Origin of the sequence: Actinoplanes auranticolor, from assembly GCF_018332655.1 — a bacterium.
In the GTDB taxonomy this organism is placed as follows: Bacteria; Actinomycetota; Actinomycetes; order Mycobacteriales; family Micromonosporaceae; genus Actinoplanes; species Actinoplanes auranticolor.
Genome location: NZ_BOQL01000029.1, coordinates 35,637 through 62,268, shown reverse-complemented (window position 1 = coordinate 62,268; position 26,632 = coordinate 35,637). Strand labels below are relative to the sequence as shown.

Below are 26,632 nucleotides of genomic sequence, written 5' to 3'. Positions count from 1 at the left end.
CAGCATGGCCGTCACGCTGGTGAACCCCGAAGGACTGCCGAAGGTCGACATCTACCGGCAGGTGTCGATCGCCACCGGTTCGCGGATGGTCTTCATCGCCGGTCAGATCGCCCGCGATGCCGACGGCGGCCACGTCGGTGAGGGCGACTTCGCCGCCCAGGTCGAGCAGTGCTACCTCAACATCGGCACCGCCCTGGCCGAGGTCGGTGGCACCTTCGACGACGTGGTGAAACTGACCGTCTACCTCGTCGACTGGACCCCCGACAAGATGCCCCTGTTCGCGGAAGGCGTCGCCCGGGCCGCCGCCAAGCTGGGCGTCACCCCGATGGCGCCGCTGACCGGGATCGGCGTCGCCGCGCTGGCCGAGCCGGACGTGCTGGTCGAGGTCGAGGCGACCGCGATCCTCCCCTGAGGGCCCACCCGGGTGGGAGCACGGCGGCATGCGCCGGGATGTGCTGGACCTGATCGACCACGTGGTCCGCGACGTCTCGCTGAGCGAGGACGCGATGCGCTGGGCGCCGGACAGCGTGGCCGACCTGCGGCTCCTCATCCACCGGGAGTGGCCCGCCCGGCGGCAGGCGACGCAGCGCGCGGGAGCGCCGGGCAGCCCGTTGTTCTGAGTCAGTGCGCCGCGCAGCACGGGGTCGGGTGCCGGGTCTCGAACGGCACCAGCCGCCCGCCCGCCGCCGGCGTGGTGATCAGCGTCAGCACCCCGGACCGCCACTGGGGACGGACGAAGTCGCCGGTGTCGATCAGGGTGGCCGGGTCCGCCGGGCCGCCGCCGAGGATCTCGACCTTCTCGATCGCGCTCAGCTCCAGCACCTCGGCAACGCTCAGCGTGCCGACCAGCAGTTCCACGCCCGGATAGAGCACCGCGCGACCCGAGCTGCGCGCCCGGTGCTCGGCAACGGCCTCCGCACACTCGGAGCTCAGCCCCATGGGCGCGGCACCGAGCCCGCTGGGCGCGTTGCCGAGGTCGGTGGGCGCAGTGCCGGCGAAGTCGGGTGTGGTGCCGGCGAAGACGAGGCTCAGCGCCACGTGCGGCCGCGGCATGCGGACGAGATGCGTGAACGCCAGCACCGGCGCCGGCGAGAGTGACGCGAGCCAGTGCTCCGCCGCGACGGTGTCGGAATGCTCCAGAGAGATCCCGTGCACCGGCAGGCCCGCGAGATCGGCCAGAGCCGGGGCGGCCGCCGCCGGGGTGGTGGCGGCGGCCGCGGACCGGTGGGTCGTCACCGGGGCAGGACCCAGATCGGGTTGGTATAGAACCACAGGTCGCCCCACGGGTCGGCGTCGCCGATCACGTCGAGCTTCGGACCCGCGGGGTCCACCGCCGCGCCCATCAGGCCCGGCTGGGTGCGCTTGCCGTCCGTGCCGCGCAGGCGCAGGTAGAACGGCTTGTCCAGGCGGCCGAGCTGGTAGGTCACCGACAGCTTGCGAGCGCCCGGCGACACCTCGTACGACTTCACCACCTTGGTGTTCGGCGCCGTGAAGGTGTCGCGCTCGGCGACCGGGCCGGTCACCGAGCCGACGATGACGTCCACCCGGGACAGCACCGGGACGAACTGCGCCCAGTTCGGCACGTCCTGCAGGTCGATCTCGAGGGTCAGCTCGGTCGCCGTGCCCCGCCTGACGTGCAGGACACCGCCCAGCGGCGTACCCGTGGCGGCCCGGCGATCGCCCGCCACCCGGACCCGCGCGTCCAGGCTCTTGATCAGGCGGCCGTGGTCGACCCACACCCGGCCGGCCCGCAGGCCGTCCATGACCGCCTTGTACGAGAACGACGTCGAGCCGACGTTGGTGCGGCCGTAGAACCCGGGCCAGAAGTCACCCGCGCCGGTGTTGACCTTGCCGGTGTAGACCGGGTCGTTGTAGCGGCCGTTGGCCTCGAAGTCGCTGCCCGGGCCGCGGTCCGACTGGTCCAGGTAGTTGACGTGGCTGTCGGAGTTGACCGTGACCCACCAGGCCCGGCCCTCGGACAGCAGGCTGTCCCACAGGCCGCCGACGGTGGCGGTCATCCAGTCGAAGCCGCCCCAGGTGCGGTAGGTCTCCAGCGGGTAGCCCTGGAACGACGCCGCCGACGGGTTGTTGTCGTAGAAGCCGCGCGCGCCGCCCCGGCCGTTCGGGGCGGGGATGCCGGCGGCCTGGTGGCCCGGTGCGCCCTCCATCCCGATCGCGATCGTCGGATCGGCGTCGCGCCAGTTGCGGATCTCGTGCGGTGAGTCGATGCCGCGCCGGGCCGGGTGGTTGGCCAGGAACAGCGCGCCCTCGACCTTGCGCCGCCGGACCTGCTCGCCGAGGAACTTGATGCCGGCGATCGCCTGCGCCTCGTTCTGCTCGTTGGTGTTGGTGGCGGGCAGCTGCGAACCGTCGAAGGTCTGCTCGAACTGCTTGAGCACCGCGACCTCGTGGCGGCCCGGGTGCACGAAGACGGTGGCGTGCTCGGCGGCCGGGATGTTCCACTCCAGGCCCTGGAAGGTCAGCAGGTCCGGCAGCTCCTTGCGGGTGGCCAGGATGTCCGGGTTGACCTTCTCCACGCCGATCTTGGCGTGCGCGTTGCTGCCGTGGTCGGTGATGACGACCCAGTCGAGGCCGAACGCGCGCCCGTGCCCGGCCTGGTCGATGACCCGGTACAGGCCGTCGGAGCTGTGCTGGGTGTGGATGTGGTGATCGCCGGCCAGCCAGCGGAAGCCGCCCTTGGCGGTGCCACCGCCGGCCGGGCCGTGCGAGTGCGGCAGCCCGGCGGCCGCGGCCGCGGACGGCGTGGCCAGCACCGACGCGGCCGCGCCGGCGCCGAGCAGACCGGCGCTGCGCAGAAAACCGCGGCGGGAGACGTCCGAGGGCGACAGCTCGCTGTCCGGGACGCTCAGGTCAAGAGCCGGGGGTACGTCGCCGGCCCCGCCGGCGTCGTGCGAGTGATCGTGATCGTGGTGGTGATGGCCGTGACCCATGTCCCATGGCTCCCGAAGATCGACAAGGGGATGACCTGGCCAATCTCGCGCCCGCACGGCAACGCCGGATGGCGCCGGGGTGACCGCCGGACGAACACGGAAGGGTTTCATGCACAGCCGCGCATCAAAAGGCGCGGGTGGGACGAACTGTCGCAGCTGGACGATCGGACCGGACGTCAGCCGACGATCGGCCGGAACACGTCCGAGCAGGACCGTGGTGGTCAGGGCGGCGGCGGAGACCAGCGTCGCGCCGATCAGGAAGTTCCTGACGGGTAGTAGCGCATCGATGACACAATGTATTCATGGCTGTGGCGAGTATCGATGCATCCGCGTCTCCTGGTCTGAGCCGGCACGCCGCCGCCGTCGTACGTCTGACCTTCGCGGCCCTGGCGCTCGCCGCGCTCATCCTGGGCTACCACGGACTCGACCGCTACTTCGTCGAGCAGCAACTGCCCGGGCGAACGTTCCTCAATCTCCTCTACTTCGATCTCCAGCTCTTCGTCCTCGGTGCCGATCCGCTCCAGGACGCCACGGACTTCCCGCTGACGTTGCAGATCGCCCGCTTCGCGGCACCGGCGGTGACCCTGTTCGCGCTGACCGAAGCGGTCCGGCTGCTGCTGGCCACCGAGCTCCGCCGGATGCGCGCCCGCAACGCCCGCGGCCACGCCATCGTCTGCGGCGACTCGTCCGCCGCCGCCGCGCTGGCCCGGAACCTCGCGATGGCACAGCGCAAGACCGTGGTGATCCGCAGTCGTCCGATCGGACCACTGGAGATGCGCCGGGGAAACCTGCTGGGCGTGACCGGCGATGCCACGGACCCGGACGTGCTCCGTGGCGCCGGCGCGGACCGGGCCACCGTCATCTATGCCTGCACCGACGACAGCGCGACCAACGTGGCCATCGCCGCCGCCGCGGGCCGGGTGGTCGACGACGACTCCGGCCCGGCGACCGTCTACGCCCAGATCCATGACCCGGATCGGGCCATGGCGTTGCAGGCCCGGCGGCTGGGGGTCGACGCCGCTCCGGGACTGCGGCTCGACTTCTTCAATCTCGACCAGCTCGCCGTGCAGGTGCTGCTCGCCCAGCGGCCGCTGGAACCGATCGGGCCGGATCTCCCCAGGCTCCTGGTGGCCGGGGACGCGCCGTTCGCCCGGGCGTTGCTGGTCTCGCTGGCCCGGGACTGGCGGCTGCGGCGCAGCGGCCACCGGACGCGGATAGCGGTCGACTTCGTCCGGCCCGGCGCGGTGGCCGCTCTCGCCGCGCTGCACAGCCGCTACCCGGTCCTCGAGCAGGCGTGCACAGTCACGGCGCACGAGACGGATGTGCCCACCCTGCTCGCTGAGCATCCCGAGCTGGCGTACGACGACGCCTACCTCTGCTACGAGGACGAGGAGTACGGCCTGCAGGTGGCCCTTACCGCGTACGAGCTGTGGCACCGCGTCGCCGGAACCGTACTCGTGCCGGTCGACCGCCTGGCGGGTCTCACCGATGCCTTCGGCGACGAGTACGGCCGCCCTCTCCTCGACCAGGTGCACGGAAAGATCAAACTCTTCCCCAAGCACAGCAGCGCGTGCGACCCGGCACTCATCGCCGAGGATCTGGTGGAACGGCTCGCCCGGCTCATCCACGAGCGCTACGTGATCGAGTGCCGGGAACACCCGGGCGAGCCCACCGACCCGGCCGCACTGGTGCCATGGGTGAACCTCGACGAGGAACGCCGGGGCTTCAACCGGTCACAGGCCGGATCCATCGGTACGAAGCTGAACGCCATCGGCTGCACGATCGTCGCTCGCAGCGGGCCGGGCGACTTCACTCTGTCGCCGGACGAGGTGGAGCAGCTCGCTCAGGACGAACAGCAGCGCTGGCTGAGCGAGGCCACCGCGGCCGGCTGGCGGTACGGTCCCACTCGTGAGCCGTGGGCGAAGCTGACGCCGTATCTGCTCGACTGGGCCGAGTTGCCCCACGAGCGCCGCGAGAAGAGCCGCGCGGCGGTGCGGGAGCTGCCGGCCATCCTGGCCGACGCGGGATTCCAAGTGGTCAGGATCTCCGATCCGCAGCGCGGCCGGACGGCCCACCTGGTGTGACGCGGTGGGCCGGGCCGGCCTTCACCGCCGGTCCTAGGTGGGCGGCGGCTCGATGTCACATTCCAGCCGCACTCCCGCGGCGGCGGCCCGGGCGTCGGGATGATCGGCGCCCACGAGCGCGGCGAGCCGCTCGACGGCCTCGCGGTGACGGGGGTGCCCCGGTGCTCCTGTGTCGAGAGCGAGGTTGGTGGCGCAGATCCAGGTCTCAGGATGGTCGTCGCCCCGGACCCGGCGCAGGCCCTCCAGGGTGGCGGTGCCCAGCGCGACGGCGTCCTTGCCGATGTGGTGGTGGGCCAGGTCGTTGCCGAGCCCGATCGCGGTGACCAGCGCATGGGGGTGGTCCGCGCCGAGCACCCGGACGGTCTGCTCATGGGTGAGCTCGTCGATGTTGTGCGCCTCCCGCCACTGCCCGAGTGACCGCAGCACCACGGTCAGATTCGTCGAGGCGGCCAGGGTCAGCGGGTTCTGCTCCCCGAACAACCGCCGGTACCGGTCGAGCGCCTCGGTGGCGAGCCGTCGCGCTCCCACCGCATCCCCGACGGCACGCAGCGTGTTCGCATAGGTCATGATCGAGGCCAACGTCAGATGATGGTCCGGCCCGTATCGCCGCTGGCAGGTCCGGTAGTTGTCCGTCGCCTCCGCCAGCGCCTCGTCCAGCCGGCCCAGCTTGCGCAGACCCACCGCGATGGCCCGCTGAGCCACCGTGATCTCGTTGGCGTTGAACCGTGGCATGTTCCGGCGCTGCTCGTCGACCGCCTCGCTGAACCGGCCGAGGGCGAGCAGGTCCCACACCTGGTTGCGGACGGCGACGCGGGTGCGTTCGTTCTCCCGGCCGGCGATACGGGTGAGGGTCCGCACCAGCTCCTCGTCGTGTCGGAGCGCAGCCGCCGGGTCGCCCAGCAGTCTCAGGTTGACCGTCAGATTGCCCAGCGCGTCCGTGGTGCGGGTGTCGTCCGCGCCGTGCAGGCGCTGGAGGACCTCGACCCGGCGACGGTCCTCGTCGAGCGCCCGCCGGTAATCCCCCGCGAATCTCAGGTAGAACGCCAGAACCCCGGCTGTCGCCAGGGTGTCGGGATGATCCGGACCGTAGGTCCGGCTGCTCCGGAGCAGGTCCAGCAGTTCGATGATCATGTTGCGGGACTCGGCGTACGCACCGAGCGAACGGAGGGCGTTGGCGAGGTGGCGGGTGGCCCGGACGGTGAGCTCGTGCTCCGCCCCGAGCCCGCCGTCCGCCGGATCCGCCCGCCAGGCTTCGACGGCGCTGCCTCCCAACCGTGCGGAAGCCTCGAAGTCACCGATACGTTCCAGGTAGCGGATCTGATGGAGTACCGCCTCCCGGGCCGCGGTCTCGGTGGAGTGCAGGGCATCGGACGAGATCAGGTGCGGCCCGATCTCGCCGTGCTGGCTCCAGGTGCGCGAGTCGTCGGGCTTGCCCGGGTCGGCGGCGGCCAGTAGCCGGTGCACGTCGAGGCGGCGGACCCGGGCGTCCGCGTCGCTCAAGCCGTCGCGGACCACGCGTTGCACCAGGCGATGCATCTGGAGCTGCTGCCCGTCGCTGCTCACCTGGGCCAGGCCGTACCGGCCCAGGTGCAGCGCCTGTTTGCTCAGGTCGTCGGTGCGGTAGAGCACCCGGCCCAGCGGCGGGGTGACCCGGGCGTCCCGTCCCAGGTGGAGCAGGGAGACCGGCACCGGCAGGGGCGCCATGAACGCCAGGAGCTCGAGCAGCTGGGACGCCGCCACGGACTCCGCCCGCAGCCGTCCGGCGGCGACGTTGACGAACGTGGTGACCGTCGTGGTCCGGGAGCCGCGCCTGCCACCGGCCGCGAGCAACTCGTCGAAGTGCTCGGCGAACAGCCGCAGGTACTCCGCCACCGGCATCCCCGTCGCGGTCTGCATCGCACAGACCTGGTCGAGCGCCAGCGGGAGGTCGCCGAGCTGCTCGGCGAGGGCGTCACAGTCGTCGGCGGGCGCGGTCACGCCCCACTCGCGCAGGAAGGCGATGCTCTCCTCGCGGGAGAAGACGTCGACGTTCAGGGCGTGCTCCCAGGCGGAGTTACGGGAGGTGACGAGCACATGTCCGCCGGTCGCGGGAAGAAGCAGGCCCAGGTCCGTCGGTTGATCGGCGTTGTCGTAGACCAGCAGCCAGCGCAGCGCGCTCGCCTCGAGGGTGGTCAGCACGTCGCGGACGGTCTGCCGCATGTCGTTGGACGCGGTGATGCCCAGCTGGTCGCCCAGTGCCGCGAGGGCCGCCATCGCCTGTGAGGACTGCTCGGCCGGCACCCACCAGAGCACGTCGTACTCGGCCGCCCAGCGGTCGACGTACTGCAGGGCGAGCTGGGTCTTGCCGACGCCGCCGACGCCGACGAGGGGCAGCGGTGCGTAACCCGGGCCGGTCAGCGTGGCCCGGATCCGGTTCAGCAGGTCACGGCGGCCGGTGAAGTGCGGGGCCGGGCCGGGGACGTTGGTCAGCATCGCGGTGGTGGCGGGCGGAGCCGCCGGAACCGGGACCGGCCCGCCGGCGACCACGAAATCGCTCCGCACGCGGGCCGGGAGCACGGCCGCGGGACCGTCGTCGGCCGCCAGCCAGAGCTGATGGAAGCGGCGGACCTCCCGGTCGGGGTCCAGCCCGGTCACCGACCACTCGGCGAGCTGGCGGACCACGCATTCGACCTTGACCCACTTCGGCAGGCCGCTGCCGCGGAGCATCGCGCTGATCGTCTCGTGACTGACCGTGTCGCGCATGTCCTCGTGATCGCGGATCGCGGTGCTGATCCGGCGGACTCCCGGCTTTCCGGCGTCACGATGCAACTCGTGCAGGGCACGGACGAGATCACTCAGCGGGCCGTCGGCGGGCGGACCCGGTCGCGGTGCCCTCGCCACGATGAAGCCCCCGTTCGCCGGCGTACCCCGTCAGCAATCGTCAAGTTTCGCCAGACGCCGGAAGTCCATTGGAAGTCCTGGGGCCAATAGTCGTCAACTTGTGCACGGGGTTGACAGAACGGCGTTCGGCGGTGGCCGGATGAACGACGATAAAGGCAAGGCCAGGAACTGCGCGGACAGTCGATGAGCCGGCTGAACGGAGGACCCCCGATCGTGAACGTCGACATACCCATGAGAACACGTGAATTACTCACCCGGGAATTCACGCTGCTGGGGGTGCGGGCCGGAGACGTGCTCCTCGTACACAGCTCGATGCGGTCCATCGGCTGGGTCTGCGGGGGTGCGACCGCGGTCGTCCAGGCTCTGCTCGAGGCGGTGGGGCCGTACGGGACGATCGTCGTCCCGGCCCAGACCCCCGACAACCGCGATCCCTCCCGGTGGTCGCACCGCACGGTTCCATCGCAGTGGTGGGACACGATCCGCGAGCATCTGCCGCCCTTCGAGCCGGCGCTGACACCCAGTGACGGCATGGGCGCCGTGGCCGAGCGGGTCCGCACGTGGCCCGGCTCCGCCCGAAGTGGACATCCGCTGACCTCGTTCGCGGCGGTCGGCCGGCAGGCGGCCGCGCTCATGGCGGAGCATCGCCTGGACTCCCTGCTGGGGGACGGATCGCCGCTGGCGGCGCTGGAGCGGGCCGGCGCCAAGGTCCTGCTGCTCGGCGTCGGCTACGAGAAATGCACCGCATTCCACCTGGCGGAGTCGCGTCTGCCGGGGTTGCGCGTCGTGCAGCTGACTGCCGTTGTGCGAACCGAAAACGGGCGCGAGTGGGTAAGATACGAAACGGCCGGACTCGATGATCACGATTTCGGCGACCTGGGAGCCGACTACGAGGCAGAGTACGACAAAGACGCCTATCTCTGCCGGGCGATGGTCGGTGCAGCGACGAGTCGCCTATTCCCTGTTCGCGAAGCGGTGCGTTTCGCAGAAAACTGGCTCGCCCCTCGGCGTCCCCTGCGCCGGGAACCCGGCCCCGCCGTGGGCCACGAAAGTGAGATGCGATGACGCCACCGCCCGCGACCGCGATCCGAACCGGCCTCGTCCGCGCCGCCGATCTGTCCCTGGAGGAACTGCTCGCCCTACGGGAGGGCGGGGACACGGTGCTTGATCATTGCCTGCGTCGGGTGTTGGAGAACGCGGCGTCGGGCAAGCGGGACAGTGTTGCCGCCTTCAACGCCGCGCCGCTGCGCCGTTCCTGATCCGCATGGACGCCGACAGTCCGGAGCAGCCCTTCCGGCAGTTCATCGTGAAGTTGCACAGCCGCTGCAACCTGTCATGTCACTACTGCTACGTCTACCACCACGTCGATCAGAGCTGGCGCGACCGGCCGATGATCATGAGCGGGCGGACGACCGCGGCCCTGGCGGCGCGCATCGGTGAGCACGCCCGCGCCCACGGGCTCGAGAAGATCTTCGTGGTCCTGCACGGGGGCGAGCCGCTGCTCGCGGGGCCGGACCGGATAGCCGAGGTCATCACCGCGATCCGGGCGGCCGCGCCGCGTACCTCGGTCGACGTCACCCTGCAGACCAACGGCACCCTCGTCGACGACCGCTTCGTCGAGGTCTTCCGGCGTCACCGCGTCGGCGTCGGGGTGAGCGTGGACGGTGGCCGGGAGGCCAACGATCGGCACCGCCGCTTCGCGGACGGCCGGCCCAGCTTCGCCCTGGCGGTGCAGGGGATCGACCGGATGCGCGCGGCCGGGGACGTCTGGACGGGGCTGCTGTGCACGGTCGACCTCAGCAACGACCCGCTCCAGGTCTACGAGGACCTGCTCGCTCTCGGACCGCCGAGCCTCGACCTCCTGCTTCCGCTGGCGAACTGGGTGCACCGGCCGCCCGGGCACGATCCGGCGACGACGCCGTACGCCGACTGGCTCATCCGGGTGTTCGACCGCTGGTTCGACGCGCCGGTCCGGGAGACCGGCATCCGGCTGTTCGAGTCGATCATCTCCCTGCTGCTCGGGGGCCCCAGCGACACGGAAGCGGTCGGTCTCGACTCGGCCGCGGCGATCACCGTGGAGACCGACGGCAGCCTGGAGGTCACCGACGCGCTCAAGACCACCGCCCCGGGGCTGGGGGCCCTGGGCATGTCCGTGCACCGGCACTCCCTCGATGAGGCGATGCGTCATCCCGCCGTGCTCGCGACCGAGCGCACTCTTGTGAAGCTGGCGCGCGGGTGCCGAGCCTGCCCGGTGGTGACGGTCTGCGGCGGCGGCCAGTATTCGCACCGGTTCGATCCCGAGGGGGGCTTCGGCTACCCGTCCGTCTACTGCCGGGACCTCTACCGTCTGATCACCCATGTGCAGGCCCGGGTCGCCGCGAAGCTCGCCCTGCGCGGCTGACATGCAGGAGTACGTCCTCACCCGCGAGCAGCTCCGTGACCTCGCCCGCGGGCACGGCGATCCGCAGGCGATGGCGCTGCTCGTCGACAGTCAGCTTTCCCGGCGTCGGCTGTATCTGCTGGCGATCGCGGAGTCGTCCGCCGGCCGGCCCGGACTCCGGGACGCCCTCGCCCTCGTGGCCCGCATCGACCGCGACGATCCCGCGGCGGGACGGCGGCTGCTGCGCCATCCGTTCCTCGACGCCTGGTTCGCCGAGGCGGCGCGAGACGCGTCGCCGGCCGGCGACACCGCGGGCGGCTACCTCGGGGCGCTGGCGGTGGCCACCGCTGTGTCCGCGGGACTGCCGTGTCACCTCGTCGTCGACACCGGCCCGGATCTGGTCCTGCCCGGCCTCGGTACGGCGACGGCGGTCGGGCCCGGCCGCTGCGAGGTCCGGTTCGACGGCGCGGTGCTGTCGATCGGCGGGTCGCTGCGGCTGCGTCCCGGTTCCACCGGGTCGGCGCCCGGCTGGCGTCCCGCGCTCCGGGTGGTGGTGCCCGGCCACACGATCGAGATCATCGACACCGACCCGCTCCGGGACCGGTTCCCGCAGCCGCCCCTGCCGCCGCTGTCGCCGGCTGAGGGAGCCGCGTACGGCCGTGTGATCGCGGACGCCTGGCACTTGCTGGAGTACGAGCAACCGCGACACGCGGAAGCCATGCGCCTGGCCCTGCACGCCGTCGTGCCGCTGCGGACACCGGCCGACGGCAGACAGGTCAGCGCCTCGGTCCGCGGTACGTTCGGCGCCGTCGGGCTCTCGCCGCCGCCCGCCGCGTCCACGGCAGCCGAACTGCTCGTGCACGAGTTCCAGCACGACAAGATGAGCGCTGTCCTGGACCTGGTGGACCTGTGCGCCGACGGCGGACCGGCACGCTTTCATGCTCCCTGGCGGCCCGATCCGCGCCCGGCCGCCGCTCTGGTGCAGGGCTGCTACGCCTTCGCCGGGGTCGCCGGCTTCTGGGAGGAACACCGGCGGCACCTCCGTGGCGAGGCCCGTCGCCGGGCCGAGTACCTCTTCGCCTCGTGGCGCGAACACGTCGGCTACGCGCTGGCCCAGCTGCGGCGGTCCGGCGAGCTGACCGCGGAGGGCGCCTGGTTCTTCGCCGAGCTGGGCGAGGTCGTCGACTCCTGGCGCGACGAGTCACCCGCGATCGCGGCGGCCCGCCGGAGCGCCGAGGCGACCCACGTCGCCTGGCGGCTCGCCTGTCACCGGCCCCGTCGCCCCGATGTCGCCGATCTCGCCGACGCCTGGCAGCGAGGTGCCGCCCCACGGCCGGCCGGACCGCCGGAGATGGTGGCCACGCCGGCCGAGCCGCCGCTCGCCCTGGCCCGCGCCCTGACGGAGACGTGGCTGGACGGGCGCCCGCCGGCCGGCCTCACCGGCGCCGAGTGGGCGGTCGCGGGGGAGGAGTACGGCAAGGCGATACGCCTGCTCGCCGCTCCGGCCTCGGACCGGGACTGGACCGCGCTGGCCGTCGCCCTGCATGCCACCGGCGTCCGAGCCGCTTACGAACGCCCGGATCTCCTCCGGGCGCTGTGGGAGCTGTTGGCCGAGCGCCGGCAGGCCGCGCCGCCGGGGCAGCTAGCCCGTTGGCTCCCGGAGGGACCGTCGGAAGGATCTGGCTAGATGGCGAACGGCGCGATGTCCTGGTCGATGCGGTGCCACTCGACCGCGGCGATCGTGCTCGGATGGTGCGCGCCGAGGATCTCGTCGAGCTTCTTGACCGCTTCGTCGCGGGTACGGCCGGCGGCGTCCGGGTCGTCCGGCCGGTGACTGACGGCCCAGTTGACCATGGCGGCGAGCACCGCCGGATGGCGGTCGGTGAACGTCCGCCGCACCCGTTGCAGCACCGCGGTGTCGGTCTCCTGGGCCAGGCGCTGCGAGCCGTCGGTGAACCGGGCGTTCGCCAGGGTGATCATTCCGGCGACGGTGTAGGGATGACCCGGGTGGAACAGGCCCTCCAGGCGTTCGAAGGTCTGCTCGGCGAGGATCAGCGCGCCCGGCGCGTCCCCCGAGAGCCGCCGGAAGATGGCGAGGTCGTTGCCGGCGGCGATGGCGTCGGGGTGATGCTCGCCCCGGGCGTGCTGGAAGTCGGCGTAGACCTCCTCAGCGACCGCGCGCGCCTCCTTGGTGCGGCCTTCCGCCCAGCGCACGTCCGCCTGCTCGAGGCGGCAGCTGAGGGTCACCCGGTGACGGTGGCCGAGCACGGCTTCGGCACGGCGTACGGCGTCATCGATCACCTCCGCCGCCTTGGTCACCTCGTTGAGCCGGCGGAGGGAGACCGAGTAGGTGCAGGCGATCCGTAAGGAGCGGAAGTGATCCTCGCCGTGATCCCGGCGGGTGACTTCATAGGCCTCCTCGAGCATGTTGCGAGCGGGGACCAGGTCGCCGAGCTCGACCAGATCGGCTCCGAGGTTCTCCTGCGAGTTGAGGGCGTACAGATGACGCGGACCTATGACCTCGCGGCGGCGACGCAGCGTGTCGCGGTCCCGCCGGGCGGCTTCCTGGAAGTTGCCCACGAAACGGAGCGAGACCGCGAGGTTGTTCGCGGCGCTCAGCGTCTCTGTGTGATCGTCACCGTAGACCTCTCGGAACCCCTTGAGAGTCCGCTCGTCCAGAAGCACGGCCTTCTCGTACTCACCGCGGGCCCGGAGATCCGCGCCGTGGCTCATGGCGGTCGCCAGGGTGTACGGGTCGTCATCGCCCAGGGTGCGGCTCAGGCGCTTGAGGCTGTCGGCGTTCATGTCGTACGCCTCGGCCTCATGGCCCTGCTCGCGGAGCACCAGGGCCAACGTTCGCTTGAGGCGCAGGACCCACACGTCGTCGAGACCGAAGCGGGCGACCCACTTCTCGAGAGCCCGCTCGGCGAGTTCCCGGCATCCCTCGTAATCGCCCCGCATGTAGAGGTAGCGGGTCATGTCCATGATCAGTTGCCGGGTTTCCGGGCTGTCGGACGTGAGCGCACCGCTGGGCTCGAGGTGGGGACGGATGGCCTCGTAGGCCGCCCGGTTCTCGACACTGTCCGGGTTGCCCCGGTCCGCTTCTGCCAGCACGCTCTGGATCTCCTGCCTGCGGTCGGCCTGCTCCGCCGGGGACAACCGCGAGCGGACGATATCCTGGGTCAGCCGGTGGACCACGATGCCACGCCTGCCCGGGTCCGGGTTCCCTTCGTTCGTGCCCGCGTCCACCCGGGCGAGTCCGAGGCGACCGATGTCCTGGATCAGCGACCCGTGCCGCGCCGGGTCGTACATGCGCTGGTCGATGGGGACCAGCAGGGCGGTCAGTTGTTTATTACTGATCATCCGGTAAGGGACGACCTCGGGTGCCATGAATGCGAGAAGTTCGATGAGCCGGGTGGCGGCCGGGCTGGTCTGGGCGAGCCGGTCGTAGGCGACCCCGACGGTGGAGGCGACCGTCTGGCTGTAGGCCGCGGGGGCGCTCTCACCCATCGCCTCGACGGTGCTCCGGTCGAGCAGCTCCAGGTAGTCGGAGACGGCCATGGCGGTGCTGCTCAGCCAGCCACCGGCCTGTTCGAGGGCGAGCGGCAGGTCGCCGAGGCGGCCCGCGAGTTCGTCGGCGTCGGCCGGCGCGAGATGCCGGACCCGGCGCCCGAGCAGTTCCAGGCTCTCGTCGCGTTCGAAGACCGCGACGTCGACGGCGTCGAGTTCATTGGTCCACTGCGGGTTGCGGGAGGTCACGAGGACGTGGCCCGGCCCGGACGGGATCAGGCCCTCCAGGTCCGCCGGTGCGTCTGCGTTGTCCAGGACGACCAGCCAGCGGCGTACCGGCACGGCGCGCCGGAAGGCCTCGAGCGCCGCGGCGACCTGGTCCTCGACGTTGCCGCCGGGCAGCCCCAGCCTCGCCGCGACCTCGGCCAGGGCGGCCCGGACCCGGCCCGGCTGGGTCGCGGAGATCCACCAGACGCCGTCGTAACTGGCGGCGAAGCGGTACACGTACTCCAGGGCGGTCTGGGTCTTGCCGACCCCCGGCAGCCCGATCAGGGCCAGGCGGGCGCCGCTCGGCTCGCCGCTGAGCAGCCGGTCGCGGATGTTCTCGATGACACCGCCACGACCCGAGAACCTGGGGTTGCGGGTGAGGGCGACCTGGAAGTGGGGCGGCAGCTCCGCCGGATAGCGCACCTCACCCGGTCCCGCTCCGCTGCCCGGCAGGGCCGTCGCGTCGAGGGAGAGCGCAGTCGACACCGACTCGAGCACGCGCTCCTCGCCCGCGCCCATCACATCGACCAGCACCTGCGACGGGACTCGGCTCTCCATCGCGGTCGCGTCCACCCGCAGGACGGCGACCAGGTTGTCCGCGCCGTGGGCGATGCGGTCGCGAGCGGTCCGCAGCAACCGCAGGCCGCTCTCGCGGGCCACCAGGTCCCGGGAGAAGATCACCACGAGATGGTCGAGGGTGTCGACGTCCGGCACGGAGTCGCGGATGCCGTGCAGGACGACCTGGTGCCCGCCGCGGTGCAGGCGGTCGCGCAGCCACTCGGCCCAGATCCGGTCGAGGGGCGCGTAGGTCACCATGATCGTCCGCTTTTTCCGGGGGACCGGTTGCTCGAAGGCCCGTAGCACCCGGTTGCGGTCGTTCTCCGGGACGACCGCCGCCGGGCAGGCGGTGCCGGCGAGCCGGGACGCGAGATTCACGTACGGGCGCAGCAGCGGCCCGTTCTGGTGCGGTACGTCGCCGAAGACAGCGAGGATCTCCTCGTAGGCGTAGTAGGGGATGTACGGCACCTCGACGCTGTTCCAGTAGGCGTCGGCCGGCCCGTCGCCCAGGAAGCCGAGGTAGGGCTCGAAGCTGCGCCGCGAGAACACCCGTCCGCGCTCCAGCTTCGCCATCTCCCCGTCCTCGATGCGGGTGGGCAGGGGCAGCACGGTGATCCCGGGAGCCTGCTTGAGGATGGAGTCGGTGACCGCCACGGCCCCGCTGACGCTCTGGGTGTTGAGCGTGAAGCAGTTGACCACCGTGTCGGGCAGGTGCACCGTGCAGATCCCGCCGGTGTCACTGGTGCCGGTCCGGCTGTCGATGAGCACGAAGTCGTAGTTGCGGGCCATGTCCTCGCGCAGGGCGTCCAGGAACCGGCGACCCTGGCGCTTGTGCCAGAACGTGTCCCAGTCGAAGGTGCTGACCGCTCCCGCGTAGCCCAGGTCCTGCCGCCCGGCGGGTACGAAGTCGAGGACGCCGCCCTGGGGGAAGTCCCAGTCCAGCGAGGCGGCGTACTCCTGGATCTGGGCCCGCTCGGGCAGCTGGTCCGCCGGCCCGCCGGGCCGCAGGGCGGTCTGGGAGTGCTTGCGGATGAGATCGAGGATGCCCTCGGAGTTGCGCAGGTTCTTGTCCTTGAGGAACGGATGGAAGTAGCGGTGCAGCCCGGGCGACTCCAGGTCCCAGTCGATGGTCAGCACCTTGTAGCCGTTCGCCGCGAGCAGCCAGGCGACGTTGGCGAGCGCCATCGTGCGGCCGGTTCCGCCCTTGTAGCTGTAGAAGGTGATGATCCGGCCGGCGGGGCCGTTGTCGGCGCTGCTGCTCATCGGAGGTCCTCGGTGAGATTGGCGTTCAGGATGGGACGGTCGGCGCTGTCGCGCGCCTGCCGTCGGGTGGGGGACGTGGTCGCGGTGGTGCCGGCGGGCCGGCGGGGTTCCGGTACGACGGTGAAGGCCGAGCGGACGTCGTCGAAGCCGGGCCGTTCCGGTGCCTCGGCGACCGGCTCCGTCTCGCTGAGGTCGACCACCCGCTGGGCGAGTTGCTGGACGAAGGCGTTGTAGTCGTCGCGGCGTCGTTCCTCACGGATCAGCGCGCGCAGCTTGGCCCGCTCGTACTCCGCGCCGAAGGCGGCATCCTTGTACTGGTACGGCTGGGCGATCTCGGGCACCGTCATCGGCACCCACAGCAGCGGGATGATCGACGAGTCCGCGGAGTCCGGCCGGCCGCCGCGGTGCAGGCGCGAGCTGAAGATGGCCCATTCCTTGCCGCAGGCCTCGCTGCGGAAGTACGCGGGACTCAGCACCGGGATGAACACCTGGGTCGTGCTGAGATTCCTGATCAGCTCGGGGGACCAGCGCTGCCCCAGCTGGAACGAGACGTCGCAGAAGCCCGCCGTCTCGGTGCTGCGGCGCCCGGCGAACATCAGCACGTCGTGGTTCAGATCGCGGTAGAACCGGTGGACGTGCTGGTCGTCCTCACCGGAGTCGTGCACGTAGCTGATGAAGAAGAGCGGAGGTGTGACTGACGATCCCACGTGCGAGCTCCTGAGGACGAAAGATCGTGAGGAGTCGATCACTCAGTGTACTTTCTCCGCGCCATTCAGGGGCCATGGAGCATCGGGCGATCGACGATCGGCTCGTCCGCATCGGACCGGGCCGGGCCGCCGACCCGGAACATCCGGTTGCGTGCCTCCGCCAGAACCTCGGCGAGGTCGGCGTCGAAGGCGTCCGCGGTGCCGATGTCGCTGTGCAACGGAACCTGGAGCAGGCGGGTGCTCTGCCGGAACGTGGTGCGCAGTCCGAAGCGGAGCTCGGGGAGGTGCTCCATGGTCTCGCGGTCGGTGCGGCTCGCCGGCACCAGCACGGCGGTGTCCCCGAGGCCACGCCGATCGATCTCGGCCAGCAGACGCTGGTAGTCCTCGAGCTGGGTGATCCACCAGTCGCACAGGATGACCACGATCTCGTGCGCGGCGCGGGCGCGGGCGATGTGGTCGATGACATCCTCCAGGGCCGTCACCTCGGCCCGCAACGACTGGTCCGCGGCCAGCTGCCGGGCCCGGCCGGCGAGCGAACCCGGGGTGTCCGGCAGGTACGGTGCCCAGTCGCGCGCCTCGCTGCCGTAGTACACGAGCTCCTTGCGGACCCGGTCCATCTCCTGCCGGGGGGCGGCCGCGACGATGAAGTGCACGCGCGGGTCCGATGAGGACGCCGCGAAGGGATCGGGCACCGCGGAAAAGTCCCCGACCGGCTCCGCGGCCGGCGCCGGTGCGGTCTCGCCCACGGTGACGATCCGCCGGGCCAGCTCGTCGACGAAGGACTCGTACGTCGATCTCAGGTCGCGTAAGCGGATCAGCTGTCGTAGGCCGCGGGGTGGGTCCTGCGCCGCCGTCAGTGGCGTGCCCACGAAGTCGGGCGTCGCCGCGTCGACGGCCCAGGCCACCGGCAGCATCGCCGACCGGTCTCCGTCGGGCCGGAACCGGTCGGAGAAGATCCGCCATTGCCGGCCGCATGCGGCATTGCGGAAGTACCGAGGCGAGGTCAGTGCCACGAAGACATCGCAGGAGGCGAGACGCAGCAGCATGTCGGGCGGCACGGCGGCGTCTCGGCTACCGATCGTGCCCAGAAAGGAGAGCTCGGCACTGTGGTCGGCACTCATCGCCGCCACCCGGCTGCGGAGATCGTCGAAGAACTGCCGGACGTACGAGTCGTCGTCGCCGGCTGCCGAACTCAGAAAGAAATTCGGCACTACAGACCCCCGGCCCTGTGACGACGTCCGGACCGACCCAGTCTAGCGACGACAACACGGAGTGCCAATGCGGCACTGACTCTGGGTGTTGACATCGGAGCCTCTTTCGCCGGTCACCAGGTCGACAAGCGCGCGTGCGGGTAAGCCGGCGCATCCTGCCGAGCGTGCGACCCGGCCCGCCGGCGGACGAGTGATGACCGACCGGCTCGCTCAGGGTAGGGGCAGCGTCAAGCGGCGACAATCACGAGTAGGGACAGACTTCGATGTCTCTTCGGGGTGGACGGGCCTTCTGCGCGCCTGTCGCGGCTGCTCCGCTCGGCGCGTCGGCTGTCGAGCGGACAGCGGGAATCCCGCTGAAGGGCCGGCGGGCGGTCACACGCACGGGGTAACGCTGTTCCGGCTGAGCGGCTCAGCCGACGATCGGCCGGAACAGTCCGAGCAGGACCGTGGTGGTCAGGGCGGCGGCGGAGACCAGCGTCGCACCGATCATGAGGGCGGCGTCGGCGCGGCCGAAGGTCTGGCGGCGGGCGTACGTGCGTGGCGTGCCCGCGTCGAAGCCGCGCGCGTCCATCGCCACCGCCAGCCGGCCGCCGCGCCGCAGGGCTCCCACCAGCAGGGCGAAGGCCGTCGAGACGAACAGCCGTAGCTTGGCCAGCGGGTTGCGCCCGGCGTCGACGCCGCGGGCCCGGCGGGCCAGGCTCAGCATCTGCCACTCCTCGCCGAGCAGCGGCACCAGCCGGAACGCGGCCAGCGCGCCGATCGCGAACCGGGCCGGCGCCCGTACGTTCTGCACCAGGGCGTCGGCGAGGTCGGTGGGGTCGGTGGTGGCGAACACGATGATGCCCGGCAGCGCGATCGCGAAGACCCGCAGCACCATGCCCAGCGCGGTGACCAGCACGCCGGTGGTCACCTCGAACGGGCCCAGCGTCGCCACCGTCGCGCCGGTGCGTTCGGCCGCGAACATCACCAGGGTGATCACGATGCCGCCGGCCGCGAGCACCAGCGGCCAGGCCCGGCGGAACAGGGTGCCGTAGCGCATCCCGAACAGCGGCAGCACCGCCAGCTCGACGGCCAGGGCGATGGTCGGGGTCAGCGGGTCCAGGGTGGCGATCAGCGGACCGCTGAACAGCAGGGCGGCGGCGAGCTTGGCGACCGGGTTGCGCCGGGCGAGGGGCGCGGTGCTCGCCTCGAACGTCGGCAGGGTGAGCGTCATGCGGTCCGTTCCAGGTGGTGCACGGAGTCGGCCAGCGCGGCCACGAAATCGTCGTCGTGGGTGACCGCGACGATGCCGTGGCCGTCGTCGCGCAGCCCGGCCAGCAGGTCGGCCAGCTCGATCCAGGTGCGCCGGTCCTGACCGAAGGTGGGTTCGTCCAGCACCAGCAGCCGGGGCGCGGTGGCCAGGGCGGTCGCGACGCTGAGCCGCCGGGCCTCCCCGCCGGAGAGCGTGTAGGGGTTCGCGCCGGCCAGCTTCTCCAGCCGCAGCCGCTGCAGCAGGTCGTCGACGACCCGGCGCACCTCGGCCTCCGGGCGGCCGATCCGGCGCGGGCCCAGCGCCAGCTCGTCGGCCACGCGGTGGGTGACGAACTGGTGCTCCGGATCCTGGAACACCGAGCCGATCCGGGTGGTCAGCTCGGCGGCCCGCCACCGGTGCGGCGCCCCGCCCGGCCCGGCGTCGATCGTGCCGGACGTGGGCTTCAACAGCCCGCCGAGCAGTAACGCCAGCGTGGACTTGCCCGACCCGTTGGGACCGGTCACCGCCAGCACCTCGCTCTGGTGGGCGGCCAGCGTGGTGGGCGCGAGGCGGTCGTGCAGGGTGACGGCTGTGGCGCGTACCAGAGGGGAGCCCGGACCGGTGACGGCCTTGCGCGGGGCGACCGGGTGACCGGGCACCCACACCCCTTCATCGGCGAGGCGGTCGCCGTGCGCGGCGAAGACCGCGCCCGGCGGGCCGTCGGCGCGGACCCCGCCGCCCGGCTCCAGCACGACGACCCGGTCGACGAGGGTGAGCGCGTCGGCGACCCGGTGCTCGACGATGATCAGCGTGGTGTCGTCGTCCAGCGCCCGGGTGACCGCGGCGCGGATCAGCGCCGCCCCGGCCGGGTCGAGGTTCGCGGTCGGCTCGTCCAGCAGCAACAGGCCGGGGCGCAGCGCGAGGGTGCCGGCCAGCGCCAGGCGCTGCTGCTCGCCGCCGGACAACGCCCCGGTCGGCCGGTCCCGGCCGTAGCCGAAGCCGACCCGGTGCAGCGCCTCGTCGACGCGCGGCCAGATCTCACCGGCCGGTACGCCGCGGTTCTCCAGCCCGAACGCCACGTCGTCGCCGCTGCGCGACATGACCAGCTGGGTTTGCGGATCCTGGAAGACGATGCCGACGCGCTCGCGGGCCTTGCGCGGGTCGAGACCGTCGATCTCGACCGTGCCCTCGGACTCGCCGGAGTCCTCGGGCAGCAGCCCGGCGAGCGCCGCCAGCAGGGTGGACTTGCCGGCCCCGGACGGCCCGAGCAGCAGCACCCGCTCGCCGTGCACGATGCGCAGGTCGACCCCGCGCACCGCCCACGCCTTGCGCCCGGCGTGCCGCCACCCGAACCCCCGCAGGACGACGTCGCCCATGGTTAAACGGCGGCGCGTTCGCGACCCGAGGCGAACCGGTCCAGCACGCCCGTCTGGGCCAGGGCCCGGACCAGCAGGATGCTGCCCAGGCCGGCCACCAGGACGGCGCTGATCGCGGTGATCGCGATGTACGGCAGCCGCAGCGTCGCCCACGACGTCCCGCCGTACCAGACGAAAGCGTCGTAGACCGCCGCGGCGATCCCGGCCGCGGCCGCCGCCAGCGCGGCGACCGGCAGGTTCCACACCCGGTACGCGAACGCGGCGAAGACCAGCTCGGCCGCGGCCGCCTCGATCGGTCCCTGCAGCACCAGCGTCCAGCCCCAGCTGGTGCCGAGCGCGACGGACACCAGGGCGGCCAGGGTCAGCGTGTAGAAGGCGGCGCCCGGCTTGCGGATGACCAGGGCGCCCAGGACGGCCGGCACCAGCCAGACGCCGTACAGGATGGCCCGGCCGGGCAGCGGGATGGCGTCCGCCGGGCCGTTCCAGAGCAGGCCCCAGGCCCAGAAGATGACCCCGAACGCGACCGCGATGATCGAGGCGATGACGATGTCGATGGTGCGCCAACGGTGTTTCATGTGATGTGCCTCCCAGCTCGTACCGGGAGGAGACGCGACGCCGGGGCCGGGGACGTCTCCCGGACACGGCGCGGCTGGAGAAAGACCGAGCTCCCTGCGCTGGCATTACCCAGATCAGGTTCGAGGGTCTGCGGTGTCACCCGCACTCTCAGCGCTGTGCGCTCCCCTGTCGGATTGCATGTGTGTCGGACTGCATGTGTTTCGATGACGCTAACACCGTACGGCCGTACGGGACAGCGTAGGAGGCGTCACATGCAGATCAAGGCCAGAGGTCTCACCTTCGACGTGTACGAGGGCGGCCCGGCCGACGGTGCGCCGGTGCTCCTGCTGCACGGATTTCCGCAGGACCATCGCGAGTTCGACCTGATCCTGCCCCGGCTGCACGCGGCCGGCCTGCGCACGTACGGCCTCGACCAGCGCGGCTACTCGCCCGGCGCGCGCCCTTCCGCGGTCGCCGACTACCGGCTCGACCAGCCCACCGCCGACGCGGTCGCGGTGCTGGACGAGCTCGGCGTCGGCCGGGCGCACGTCATCGGCCACGACTGGGGTGCGCAGGTGGGCTGGCTGCTCGCCGACCGGCACCCGGACCGGGTCAGCACCCTGACCGCCGTGTCGGTGCCGCACCCGCGTGGGCTCGGGATAGCCCTGCACAATCAGCCGTCGCAGAAGCTGCGCTTCGCCTACATGGGGGTGTTCCGGTCGCGGATGGCGGAGCGGCTGCTGCTCGGGGCCGGCGGTACGGCGCTGCGTCAGATGATGCGCCCGATCGGCGTGCGGGCCGGTCTCTACGCCACGGCCATGCGCGAGCCGGGCCGCCTCACCGGGGCCCTGAACTGGTACCGCGCACTGTCCCCCGGACAGCTCGCGAAGGTCGGCAAGATCACCGTGCCGACCACGTACGTGTGGAGCGACGGTGATCCGGTGGTCGGTAAGCCGGCGGCCCTGGCCACCGCCACCTGGGTCGAGGCCGACTACCGGATGGTGACCCTGCGGGGGATCGGTCACTGGGTCCCGGAGGAGGCTCCGCGGGCCCTGGCCGACGTGGCGCTGGCCCGCATCGGAGTTTGACGCCGTTCACGTCCGGGCAACCCTCCGTCCACCGAGAAGGAGGTTCGATGGCCGCCGAACAGCGACGGAGCAAGCACGAAACCGAGAAGCAGCGGTGGGACCGAAACTTCGCCGATCTGCTGCAGGAGTTGCGCGTAGCTCAGACGGGCGTGCAGATCCTCTTCGCGTTCCTGCTGACTCTGCCGTTCAGCAGCGGCTTCCCGAACACGACGAACTTCCAGAAGGACACCTACATCGTCGCCCTGCTGGCCGCCGCGGCGGCCACCGCGATGATCATTTCTCCGGTGGCGTTCCACCGGGCGTTGTTCCGCCAGGGCCGCAAGCCGGAGCTGGTCCGCTGGGCGCACAAGATGGCCACCGGCGGCCTGGCCTTCATGCTGATTGCGATGGTCAGCAGCGTGCTGCTGATCACCGATTACCTGACCGACACCTGGATCTCGCTGGTGCTGACCGGCATCGCCGCGTTGTTCTTCCTGACCTTCTGGGCGGCCGTCCCGTGGGCGCGCCGCAACTGGGCCGACGATGACGATGACGAGGACGAGGACGAGGACGAGGACGAGAACGAGAAGAACGAGGAGGCCGCCGAGCCTAGCGGGACTTCGCGGCCCTGAGCCCCAGGTCCTTGAGCTCGAGCGCGGCCAGGGCCCGCACCGCTTCGGCGTCGCCGTTGCGCCACGACTGGGCGATGTCCGGGCCCAGCTTGGCCAGCTCGTTGAGCGGCCGGCCGGCCAGGGCGCGCAATGCGAGCAGGTCCTGGCCGGCCGGCTCGTTGCGCACCTGGGCGGCCACCGCGGCGCGGCGCATCCAGCGCAGCCGCTTGGGCAGCCACAGGAAGAGCACCAGCGCCAGCGGGACGGCGATGATCAGCAGGGCCATGGTCAGCGCCAGGTTGTCGACGATCTCCTGCTGCTCGCGGCCGGCCTCGGCGATGGAGTTCGCGGCGTCGGCGGCGCTGTTGAACGGCGCGGTGAGGTCGTCGCCGACCAGCGGCACCCGGCCCACCTTGCCGCCGATGTCGCCGAGGTTGCCGGCGATCCCGGTGCCCGCCTCCTGCAGCTTCTGGCCGGGCACGCCGAGTTTCTCGACCATGTCGTTGATCCAGAGGCCGGCCCGGATCCAGGCGTAGACCCAGATCACGACCAGGAGATCGGTCAGCAGCTGGCGGACGGCGGTGGGCAGCCGGTCGGCGTACATCTTCACGCGCGACAGCGTCCCACGCGCGGGCTAGGAACGCTTCGCCGCGCACTCCGGGCAGGTGCCGAAGATCTCCATGGTGTGCGAGACATCGACGAAGCCGTGCCGGCCGGCGACCTTGTCCGCCCACGTCTCCACCGCCGGGCCCTCCACCTCGACGGCCCGTCCGCAGGACCGGCAGACCAGATGGTGGTGGTGGCCCTGGCTGCACCGGCGGTAGAGGTGCTCGCCGCCGGGCGGGCGCATCACGTCGATCTCACCGGCGTCGGCGAGACCCTGCAGTGTGCGGTAGACCGTGGTCAGGCCGACCCGCTCACCCCGCTCGCGCAGGATGGCGTGCAGCTCCTGGGCGCTGTTGAAGCCCTCGGCGTCCGCGAGAACGGCGCTGACCGCACTGCGCTGCTTCGTGTTCCGGACAACAGTGCTGTCCTCGCTCATGAGACCTCCCTCGCGTGGCTGACGGCGTCGGCCACGATGTGGGCGACGTGTTCGTCCACGAGTGAGTATGCGATCTCGCGGCCCCGCCGTGCACCTCGCACCACGCCGGCGCCGCGCAACACCCGCAGGTGCTGCGACACCAGCGGTTGCGGTGCGCCCAGCTTCTCCACCAGTTCGTGCACGCAGCGCTCGCCGGCGCCGAGCTCGGCCACGATGGCCACCCGGATCGGCGCGGAGAGCGCCCGCAGCAGCTCGCCGGCCGCCTCGTACGCCTCGTAGCCGCTCGTCGGCACGGGTGTCACGTTACTGCTCATCGGGCACCTGCTCGCAGCACGACCTCGGGTGGTTCCAGCTGGGCCGCGGGATGCTGCCGGCTGGGCGCCGACCGGCGGCGCAGCACCCGCCAGGTCCCCGCGCCGACGGTGACGGCGACGAAGGCGGCGATGGCCAGGATGACGATGGTGGCGCCCGGCGCGGTGTCGATCTCGCCGGCCAGCCAGACCCCGGCGGCGGCCGAGCCGACGCCGATCACCATGGCCGCCGCCATGGTGCTGCGGAAGCCGCGCGTGACCTGCTGGGCCGCCGCGACCGGCACCACCATCAGCGCGCTGACCAGCAGCAGGCCGACGGTGCGCATGGCGATCGTGACGGTCACCGCGGTGGTCACGGCCATCAGCAGATTGAGGGTACGCACGGGCAGCCCGGACACCCGGGCGTACTCCTCGTCGTTGCAGACAGCGAACAGCGCCTGCCGCAGCCCCAGCATCGCGGCCAGCACCGCGACGCCCAGCACCGCGATGACGATCAGGTCCTGCTGCGACGTGGTGGTCAGCGAGCCGAAGAGGAACTGCATGAGGTTGGCGTTGCTGCTGTCGTCGGAGAGCCCGACCAGCACCACCCCGCCCGCGATGCCGCCGTAGAAGAGCAGGGCCAGGGCCAGGTCACCGGAGGTACGGCCACGCTCGCGTACCAGCTCCACCCCGATCGCCCCGATGATCGAGACCACCACCGCGGTCAGCACGGGGGACTGGTTCAGCAGCAGGCCGACGCCGACGCCGGTGAGCGCGACGTGCCCGATGCCGTCACCGATGAGCGACAGCCGCCGCTGCACCAGGTAGATACCGAGCGCGGGGGCGATCAGGCCGATGATCAGCGCGCCGAGCAGGGCCCGCACCATGAAGTCGTACGCGAAGAGATCCATTGTCAGTTCGCCGGCATCCGGTCGGTCGGGGCCACGCAGATCCGGGCCCGTTCGGCCTCGGCGTGCGGGTGGACGTGGTCGTGGCCGGGCTCGGCGTGGTGGCCGGCGGGCTCGGGCACCGCACCCTCGTACGCGATCCGGCCGTGGTGCACCACCACGGCCTTGTCGATGAGCGGCTCGATCGGCCCGAGCTCGTGGGCGACCAGCATGATGGTCCCGCCGGCCTGGGCGAAGCGGCGCAGCGCCTCGGCGAAGGCGTCCTGGCTGGCCGCGTCGACGCCGGCCGTGGGTTCGTCGAGGATCAGCAGATCCGGCCGTCCGGCCAGGGCGCGCGCGATCAGGGTGCGCTGCTGCTGGCCGCCGGACAGGGTGCTGACCGGGTCGGCGATCCGGTCCAGCAGGCCGACGTCGGTCAGCGCCGTGCGTACGGCCTCGCGGTCGGCGGCCCCGGACGGGCGGAAGATGCCCCGGCGGGCCAGCCGTCCCGACGCGACGACCTCGCCGACGGTCGCGGGCACGCCGCTGCCGGCGCCCATCCGCTGCGGGACGTAGCCGATCCGGGCCCACTGCCGGAACCGGCGCTGCGGGGTGCCGAACAGGGTGACCGTTCCGGCCTCCAGCGGCACCAGGCCGAGGACGCTGCGGATCAGGGTGGACTTGCCCGAGCCGTTGGCGCCCAGGATCGCGACGACCTGGCCGGGCTGCACGTCCAGGTCGATGTCCTGCAGCACGGCCCGGCCGGCGTAGGAGACGGCGGCGTGCGAGACGGTGACGACGCTCATGACGTGCATCCCAGAGCGGTGGTCAGGGCGGTCAGGTTGCTGCGCATGACGGAGAAGTAGTCCGTATCCGGCTCGGTGAGCCCTTCGAGGGGATCGAGGACGGCGGTCCGCGCGCCGACCTCCCGGGCGAGAGTCTCGGCGACCTTCGGGCTCACCAGGGTCTCGAAGAAGATCGTGGTGGTGCCGGTGGACTTCGCCAGCTCGGCCACCTCGGCCAGGCGCTGCGGTGACGGCTCGGACTCGGGCGAGATGCCGGTGATGCCCACCTCGGTGAGGCCGTAGCGGTCGGCGAGATAGTGGAACGCGGTGTGGCTGGTGACGACCTCACGCCGGGCACAGCTCTTGAGCGTCTTCGTGTATTCCGCGTCCAGCGCGGTCAGCTCGCGCTGCAGCGTGGCGGCCCGCTCGGTGTAGCCCGCGGCCCGGGGCGGGTCGGCCTGGCCCAGGCGCTCCGCGAGCTTGCCGGCGATCGCGGCGAACCGCACCGGGTCCAGCCAGACGTGCGGGTCCGTCGCGCCCTCGGTGTGCTCGGGCTCACCGGCCGCGTGCTCTTCCTCGTGCTCCTCGGCCGGCAGCAGCTGCACCGCGGTGCTCACGTCGAGGGACTTGTCCTTGGCCTCCTGGGCGACGGCCTCGTCGACGGCCGGCTGGAAGCCCTTGAGGTAGACGACGAGCCCGGCCTCGCTGATCTCGGCGACCTGGCGGGTGTTGAGCTCGACGTCGTGCGGCTCGGCGCCCGGTTTGGTCAGCTGGGTGACGGCGACCGCGTCCGCGCCGACCCGTTCACTGAGGAACTGCAGCGGGTAGAAGGCGGTCACCACGTCCAGGCGCCCGTCGGAGCCGAAGCCGCTCGCCTGGTCGGCGCAGCCCGCGCCGGTGGCCACCAGCAGAGCGGCGACGGTGGGGGCGAGCAGGCGGCGGCGCATCATGCCATCTACTGTGCGCTGTATTGGTAATGA

The 26,632-nt window shown here is 71.6% G+C and carries 25 protein-coding genes and 1 riboswitch; of the genes, 10 read left to right on the top strand and 15 right to left on the bottom strand.

What is annotated here, in order from left to right; genetic code table 11:
• The first annotated feature begins 4 nt into the window (after positions 1–4).
• Both Aau02nite_RS19300 and Aau02nite_RS19295 read left to right on the top strand, forming a co-directional pair.
• Complete coding sequence (locus Aau02nite_RS19300; RefSeq protein ID WP_212989893.1) at positions 5–412, top strand: RidA family protein; 408 nt, start codon at positions 5–7, stop codon at positions 410–412.
• A 28-nt stretch (positions 413–440) separates the two neighbouring features.
• Positions 441–620, top strand: coding sequence for a hypothetical protein (locus Aau02nite_RS19295; RefSeq protein WP_212989892.1), 180 nt, complete (start codon positions 441–443; stop codon positions 618–620).
• A gap of 1 nt (position 621) precedes the next feature.
• Here Aau02nite_RS19295 and Aau02nite_RS19290 read toward each other — a convergent pair whose 3' ends face one another.
• The gene (locus Aau02nite_RS19290) at positions 622–1,236 is read right to left on the bottom strand and encodes a hypothetical protein (RefSeq protein ID WP_246595270.1); all 615 of its coding nucleotides are present in this window, start codon (positions 1,234–1,236) and stop codon (positions 622–624) included.
• Positions 1,233–2,951, bottom strand: coding sequence for a CehA/McbA family metallohydrolase domain-containing protein (locus tag Aau02nite_RS19285; protein WP_212989891.1), 1,719 nt, complete (start codon positions 2,949–2,951; stop codon positions 1,233–1,235). The genes Aau02nite_RS19290 and Aau02nite_RS19285 overlap by 4 nt, the downstream gene beginning before the upstream one ends.
• Between Aau02nite_RS19285 and Aau02nite_RS19280 the strand changes: the two genes are divergently transcribed.
• Together Aau02nite_RS19280 and Aau02nite_RS19275 are read left to right on the top strand one after the other, a co-directional pair.
• Positions 2,922–3,227: a hypothetical protein gene (locus Aau02nite_RS19280; RefSeq protein ID WP_212989890.1), complete on the top strand. Its 306-nt coding sequence runs from the start codon at positions 2,922–2,924 to the stop codon at positions 3,225–3,227. The genes Aau02nite_RS19285 and Aau02nite_RS19280 overlap by 30 nt on opposite strands.
• 26 nt (positions 3,228–3,253) lie before the next feature.
• Positions 3,254–5,035: an NAD-binding protein gene (locus Aau02nite_RS19275; protein ID WP_212989889.1), complete on the top strand. Its 1,782-nt coding sequence runs from the start codon at positions 3,254–3,256 to the stop codon at positions 5,033–5,035.
• A 33-nt stretch (positions 5,036–5,068) separates the two neighbouring features.
• Here Aau02nite_RS19275 and fxsT (Aau02nite_RS19270) read toward each other — a convergent pair whose 3' ends face one another.
• Complete coding sequence (gene fxsT / locus Aau02nite_RS19270; protein ID WP_212989888.1) at positions 5,069–7,915, bottom strand: FxSxx-COOH system tetratricopeptide repeat protein; 2,847 nt, start codon at positions 7,913–7,915, stop codon at positions 5,069–5,071.
• Positions 7,916–8,128: 213 nt separating this feature from the next.
• On the opposite strand from fxsT (Aau02nite_RS19270), the gene Aau02nite_RS19265 reads away from it, so the two are divergent.
• Genes Aau02nite_RS19265 through Aau02nite_RS19250 form a run of 4 tightly spaced genes read left to right on the top strand, consistent with a single transcriptional unit; the run spans position 8,129 to position 11,979 of the window.
• Positions 8,129–8,977 carry an AAC(3) family N-acetyltransferase gene (locus Aau02nite_RS19265; RefSeq protein ID WP_246595269.1) on the top strand — a complete coding sequence of 283 codons (849 nt, stop codon included), beginning with the start codon at positions 8,129–8,131 and terminating at the stop codon, positions 8,975–8,977.
• A complete protein-coding gene (locus Aau02nite_RS19260; RefSeq protein ID WP_212989887.1) occupies positions 8,974–9,171 on the top strand; it encodes an FxSxx-COOH-like cyclophane-containing RiPP peptide in 198 nt (65 codons plus the stop codon). Before Aau02nite_RS19265 ends, Aau02nite_RS19260 begins: the two co-directional genes overlap by 4 nt.
• Positions 9,172–9,176: 5 nt before the next feature.
• Entirely contained in the window at positions 9,177–10,313 is a 1,137-nt protein-coding gene (locus Aau02nite_RS19255) for an FxsB family cyclophane-forming radical SAM/SPASM peptide maturase (protein WP_212989886.1), read from the top strand.
• Between the two features lies 1 nt (position 10,314).
• Positions 10,315–11,979 carry an aKG-HExxH-type peptide beta-hydroxylase gene (locus Aau02nite_RS19250; protein WP_212989885.1) on the top strand — a complete coding sequence of 555 codons (1,665 nt, stop codon included), beginning with the start codon at positions 10,315–10,317 and terminating at the stop codon, positions 11,977–11,979.
• Here Aau02nite_RS19250 and fxsT (Aau02nite_RS19245) read toward each other — a convergent pair.
• The 6 genes from fxsT (Aau02nite_RS19245) to Aau02nite_RS19220 all read right to left on the bottom strand — a co-directional run bounded on the left by fxsT (Aau02nite_RS19245) (position 11,976) and on the right by Aau02nite_RS19220 (position 20,990).
• Complete coding sequence (fxsT, locus tag Aau02nite_RS19245) at positions 11,976–15,890, bottom strand: FxSxx-COOH system tetratricopeptide repeat protein (RefSeq protein ID WP_212989884.1); 3,915 nt, start codon at positions 15,888–15,890, stop codon at positions 11,976–11,978. The genes Aau02nite_RS19250 and fxsT (Aau02nite_RS19245) overlap by 4 nt on opposite strands.
• On the bottom strand, positions 15,887–16,597 hold the full coding sequence (locus Aau02nite_RS19240) for a TIR-like protein FxsC (protein WP_212989883.1): 711 nt from the start codon (positions 16,595–16,597) through the stop codon (positions 15,887–15,889). Before Aau02nite_RS19240 ends, fxsT (Aau02nite_RS19245) begins: the two co-directional genes overlap by 4 nt.
• 65 nt (positions 16,598–16,662) lie before the next feature.
• The gene (gene fsxC / locus Aau02nite_RS19235) at positions 16,663–17,808 is read right to left on the bottom strand and encodes an FxsC protein (RefSeq protein WP_212989882.1); all 1,146 of its coding nucleotides are present in this window, start codon (positions 17,806–17,808) and stop codon (positions 16,663–16,665) included.
• 409 nt (positions 17,809–18,217) lie between these two features.
• Positions 18,218–19,021 carry an energy-coupling factor transporter transmembrane component T family protein gene (locus Aau02nite_RS19230; RefSeq protein WP_212989881.1) on the bottom strand — a complete coding sequence of 268 codons (804 nt, stop codon included), beginning with the start codon at positions 19,019–19,021 and terminating at the stop codon, positions 18,218–18,220.
• Positions 19,018–20,415 carry an ABC transporter ATP-binding protein gene (locus tag Aau02nite_RS19225; RefSeq protein ID WP_212989880.1) on the bottom strand — a complete coding sequence of 466 codons (1,398 nt, stop codon included), beginning with the start codon at positions 20,413–20,415 and terminating at the stop codon, positions 19,018–19,020. The genes Aau02nite_RS19230 and Aau02nite_RS19225 overlap by 4 nt, the downstream gene beginning before the upstream one ends.
• Before the next feature lie 2 nt (positions 20,416–20,417).
• The gene (locus tag Aau02nite_RS19220) at positions 20,418–20,990 is read right to left on the bottom strand and encodes an ECF transporter S component (protein WP_212989879.1); all 573 of its coding nucleotides are present in this window, start codon (positions 20,988–20,990) and stop codon (positions 20,418–20,420) included.
• Positions 20,991–21,063: 73 nt separating this feature from the next.
• Positions 21,064–21,168: riboswitch (TPP riboswitch) on the bottom strand.
• Between the two features lie 74 nt (positions 21,169–21,242).
• On the opposite strand from Aau02nite_RS19220, the gene Aau02nite_RS19215 reads away from it, so the two are divergent.
• The gene (locus Aau02nite_RS19215) at positions 21,243–22,058 is read left to right on the top strand and encodes an alpha/beta fold hydrolase (RefSeq protein WP_212989878.1); all 816 of its coding nucleotides are present in this window, start codon (positions 21,243–21,245) and stop codon (positions 22,056–22,058) included.
• A 47-nt stretch (positions 22,059–22,105) separates the two neighbouring features.
• Entirely contained in the window at positions 22,106–22,669 is a 564-nt protein-coding gene (locus Aau02nite_RS19210) for a DUF6328 family protein (RefSeq protein WP_212989877.1), read from the top strand.
• On the opposite strand, the gene Aau02nite_RS19205 is transcribed toward Aau02nite_RS19210, so the two are convergent.
• From Aau02nite_RS19205 to Aau02nite_RS19180, 6 genes are read right to left on the bottom strand one after another with little or no spacing between them, the layout of a single operon-like run.
• Positions 22,647–23,252 carry a hypothetical protein gene (locus tag Aau02nite_RS19205; RefSeq protein ID WP_246595273.1) on the bottom strand — a complete coding sequence of 202 codons (606 nt, stop codon included), beginning with the start codon at positions 23,250–23,252 and terminating at the stop codon, positions 22,647–22,649. The genes Aau02nite_RS19210 and Aau02nite_RS19205 overlap by 23 nt on opposite strands.
• Positions 23,253–23,282: 30 nt before the next feature.
• Positions 23,283–23,690, bottom strand: coding sequence for a Fur family transcriptional regulator (locus Aau02nite_RS19200; RefSeq protein ID WP_212989875.1), 408 nt, complete (start codon positions 23,688–23,690; stop codon positions 23,283–23,285).
• The gene (locus Aau02nite_RS19195; protein ID WP_212989874.1) at positions 23,687–24,004 is read right to left on the bottom strand and encodes an ArsR/SmtB family transcription factor; all 318 of its coding nucleotides are present in this window, start codon (positions 24,002–24,004) and stop codon (positions 23,687–23,689) included. Before Aau02nite_RS19195 ends, Aau02nite_RS19200 begins: the two co-directional genes overlap by 4 nt.
• Positions 24,001–24,891 carry a metal ABC transporter permease gene (locus Aau02nite_RS19190; RefSeq protein WP_212989873.1) on the bottom strand — a complete coding sequence of 297 codons (891 nt, stop codon included), beginning with the start codon at positions 24,889–24,891 and terminating at the stop codon, positions 24,001–24,003. Before Aau02nite_RS19190 ends, Aau02nite_RS19195 begins: the two co-directional genes overlap by 4 nt.
• A 2-nt stretch (positions 24,892–24,893) precedes the next feature.
• Entirely contained in the window at positions 24,894–25,673 is a 780-nt protein-coding gene (locus Aau02nite_RS19185) for a metal ABC transporter ATP-binding protein (RefSeq protein WP_212989872.1), read from the bottom strand.
• Positions 25,670–26,599, bottom strand: a complete 930-nt coding sequence (locus tag Aau02nite_RS19180; protein ID WP_212989946.1) for a metal ABC transporter substrate-binding protein — start codon at positions 26,597–26,599, stop codon at positions 25,670–25,672. The genes Aau02nite_RS19185 and Aau02nite_RS19180 overlap by 4 nt, the downstream gene beginning before the upstream one ends.
• Positions 26,600–26,632 lie beyond the last annotated feature (33 nt).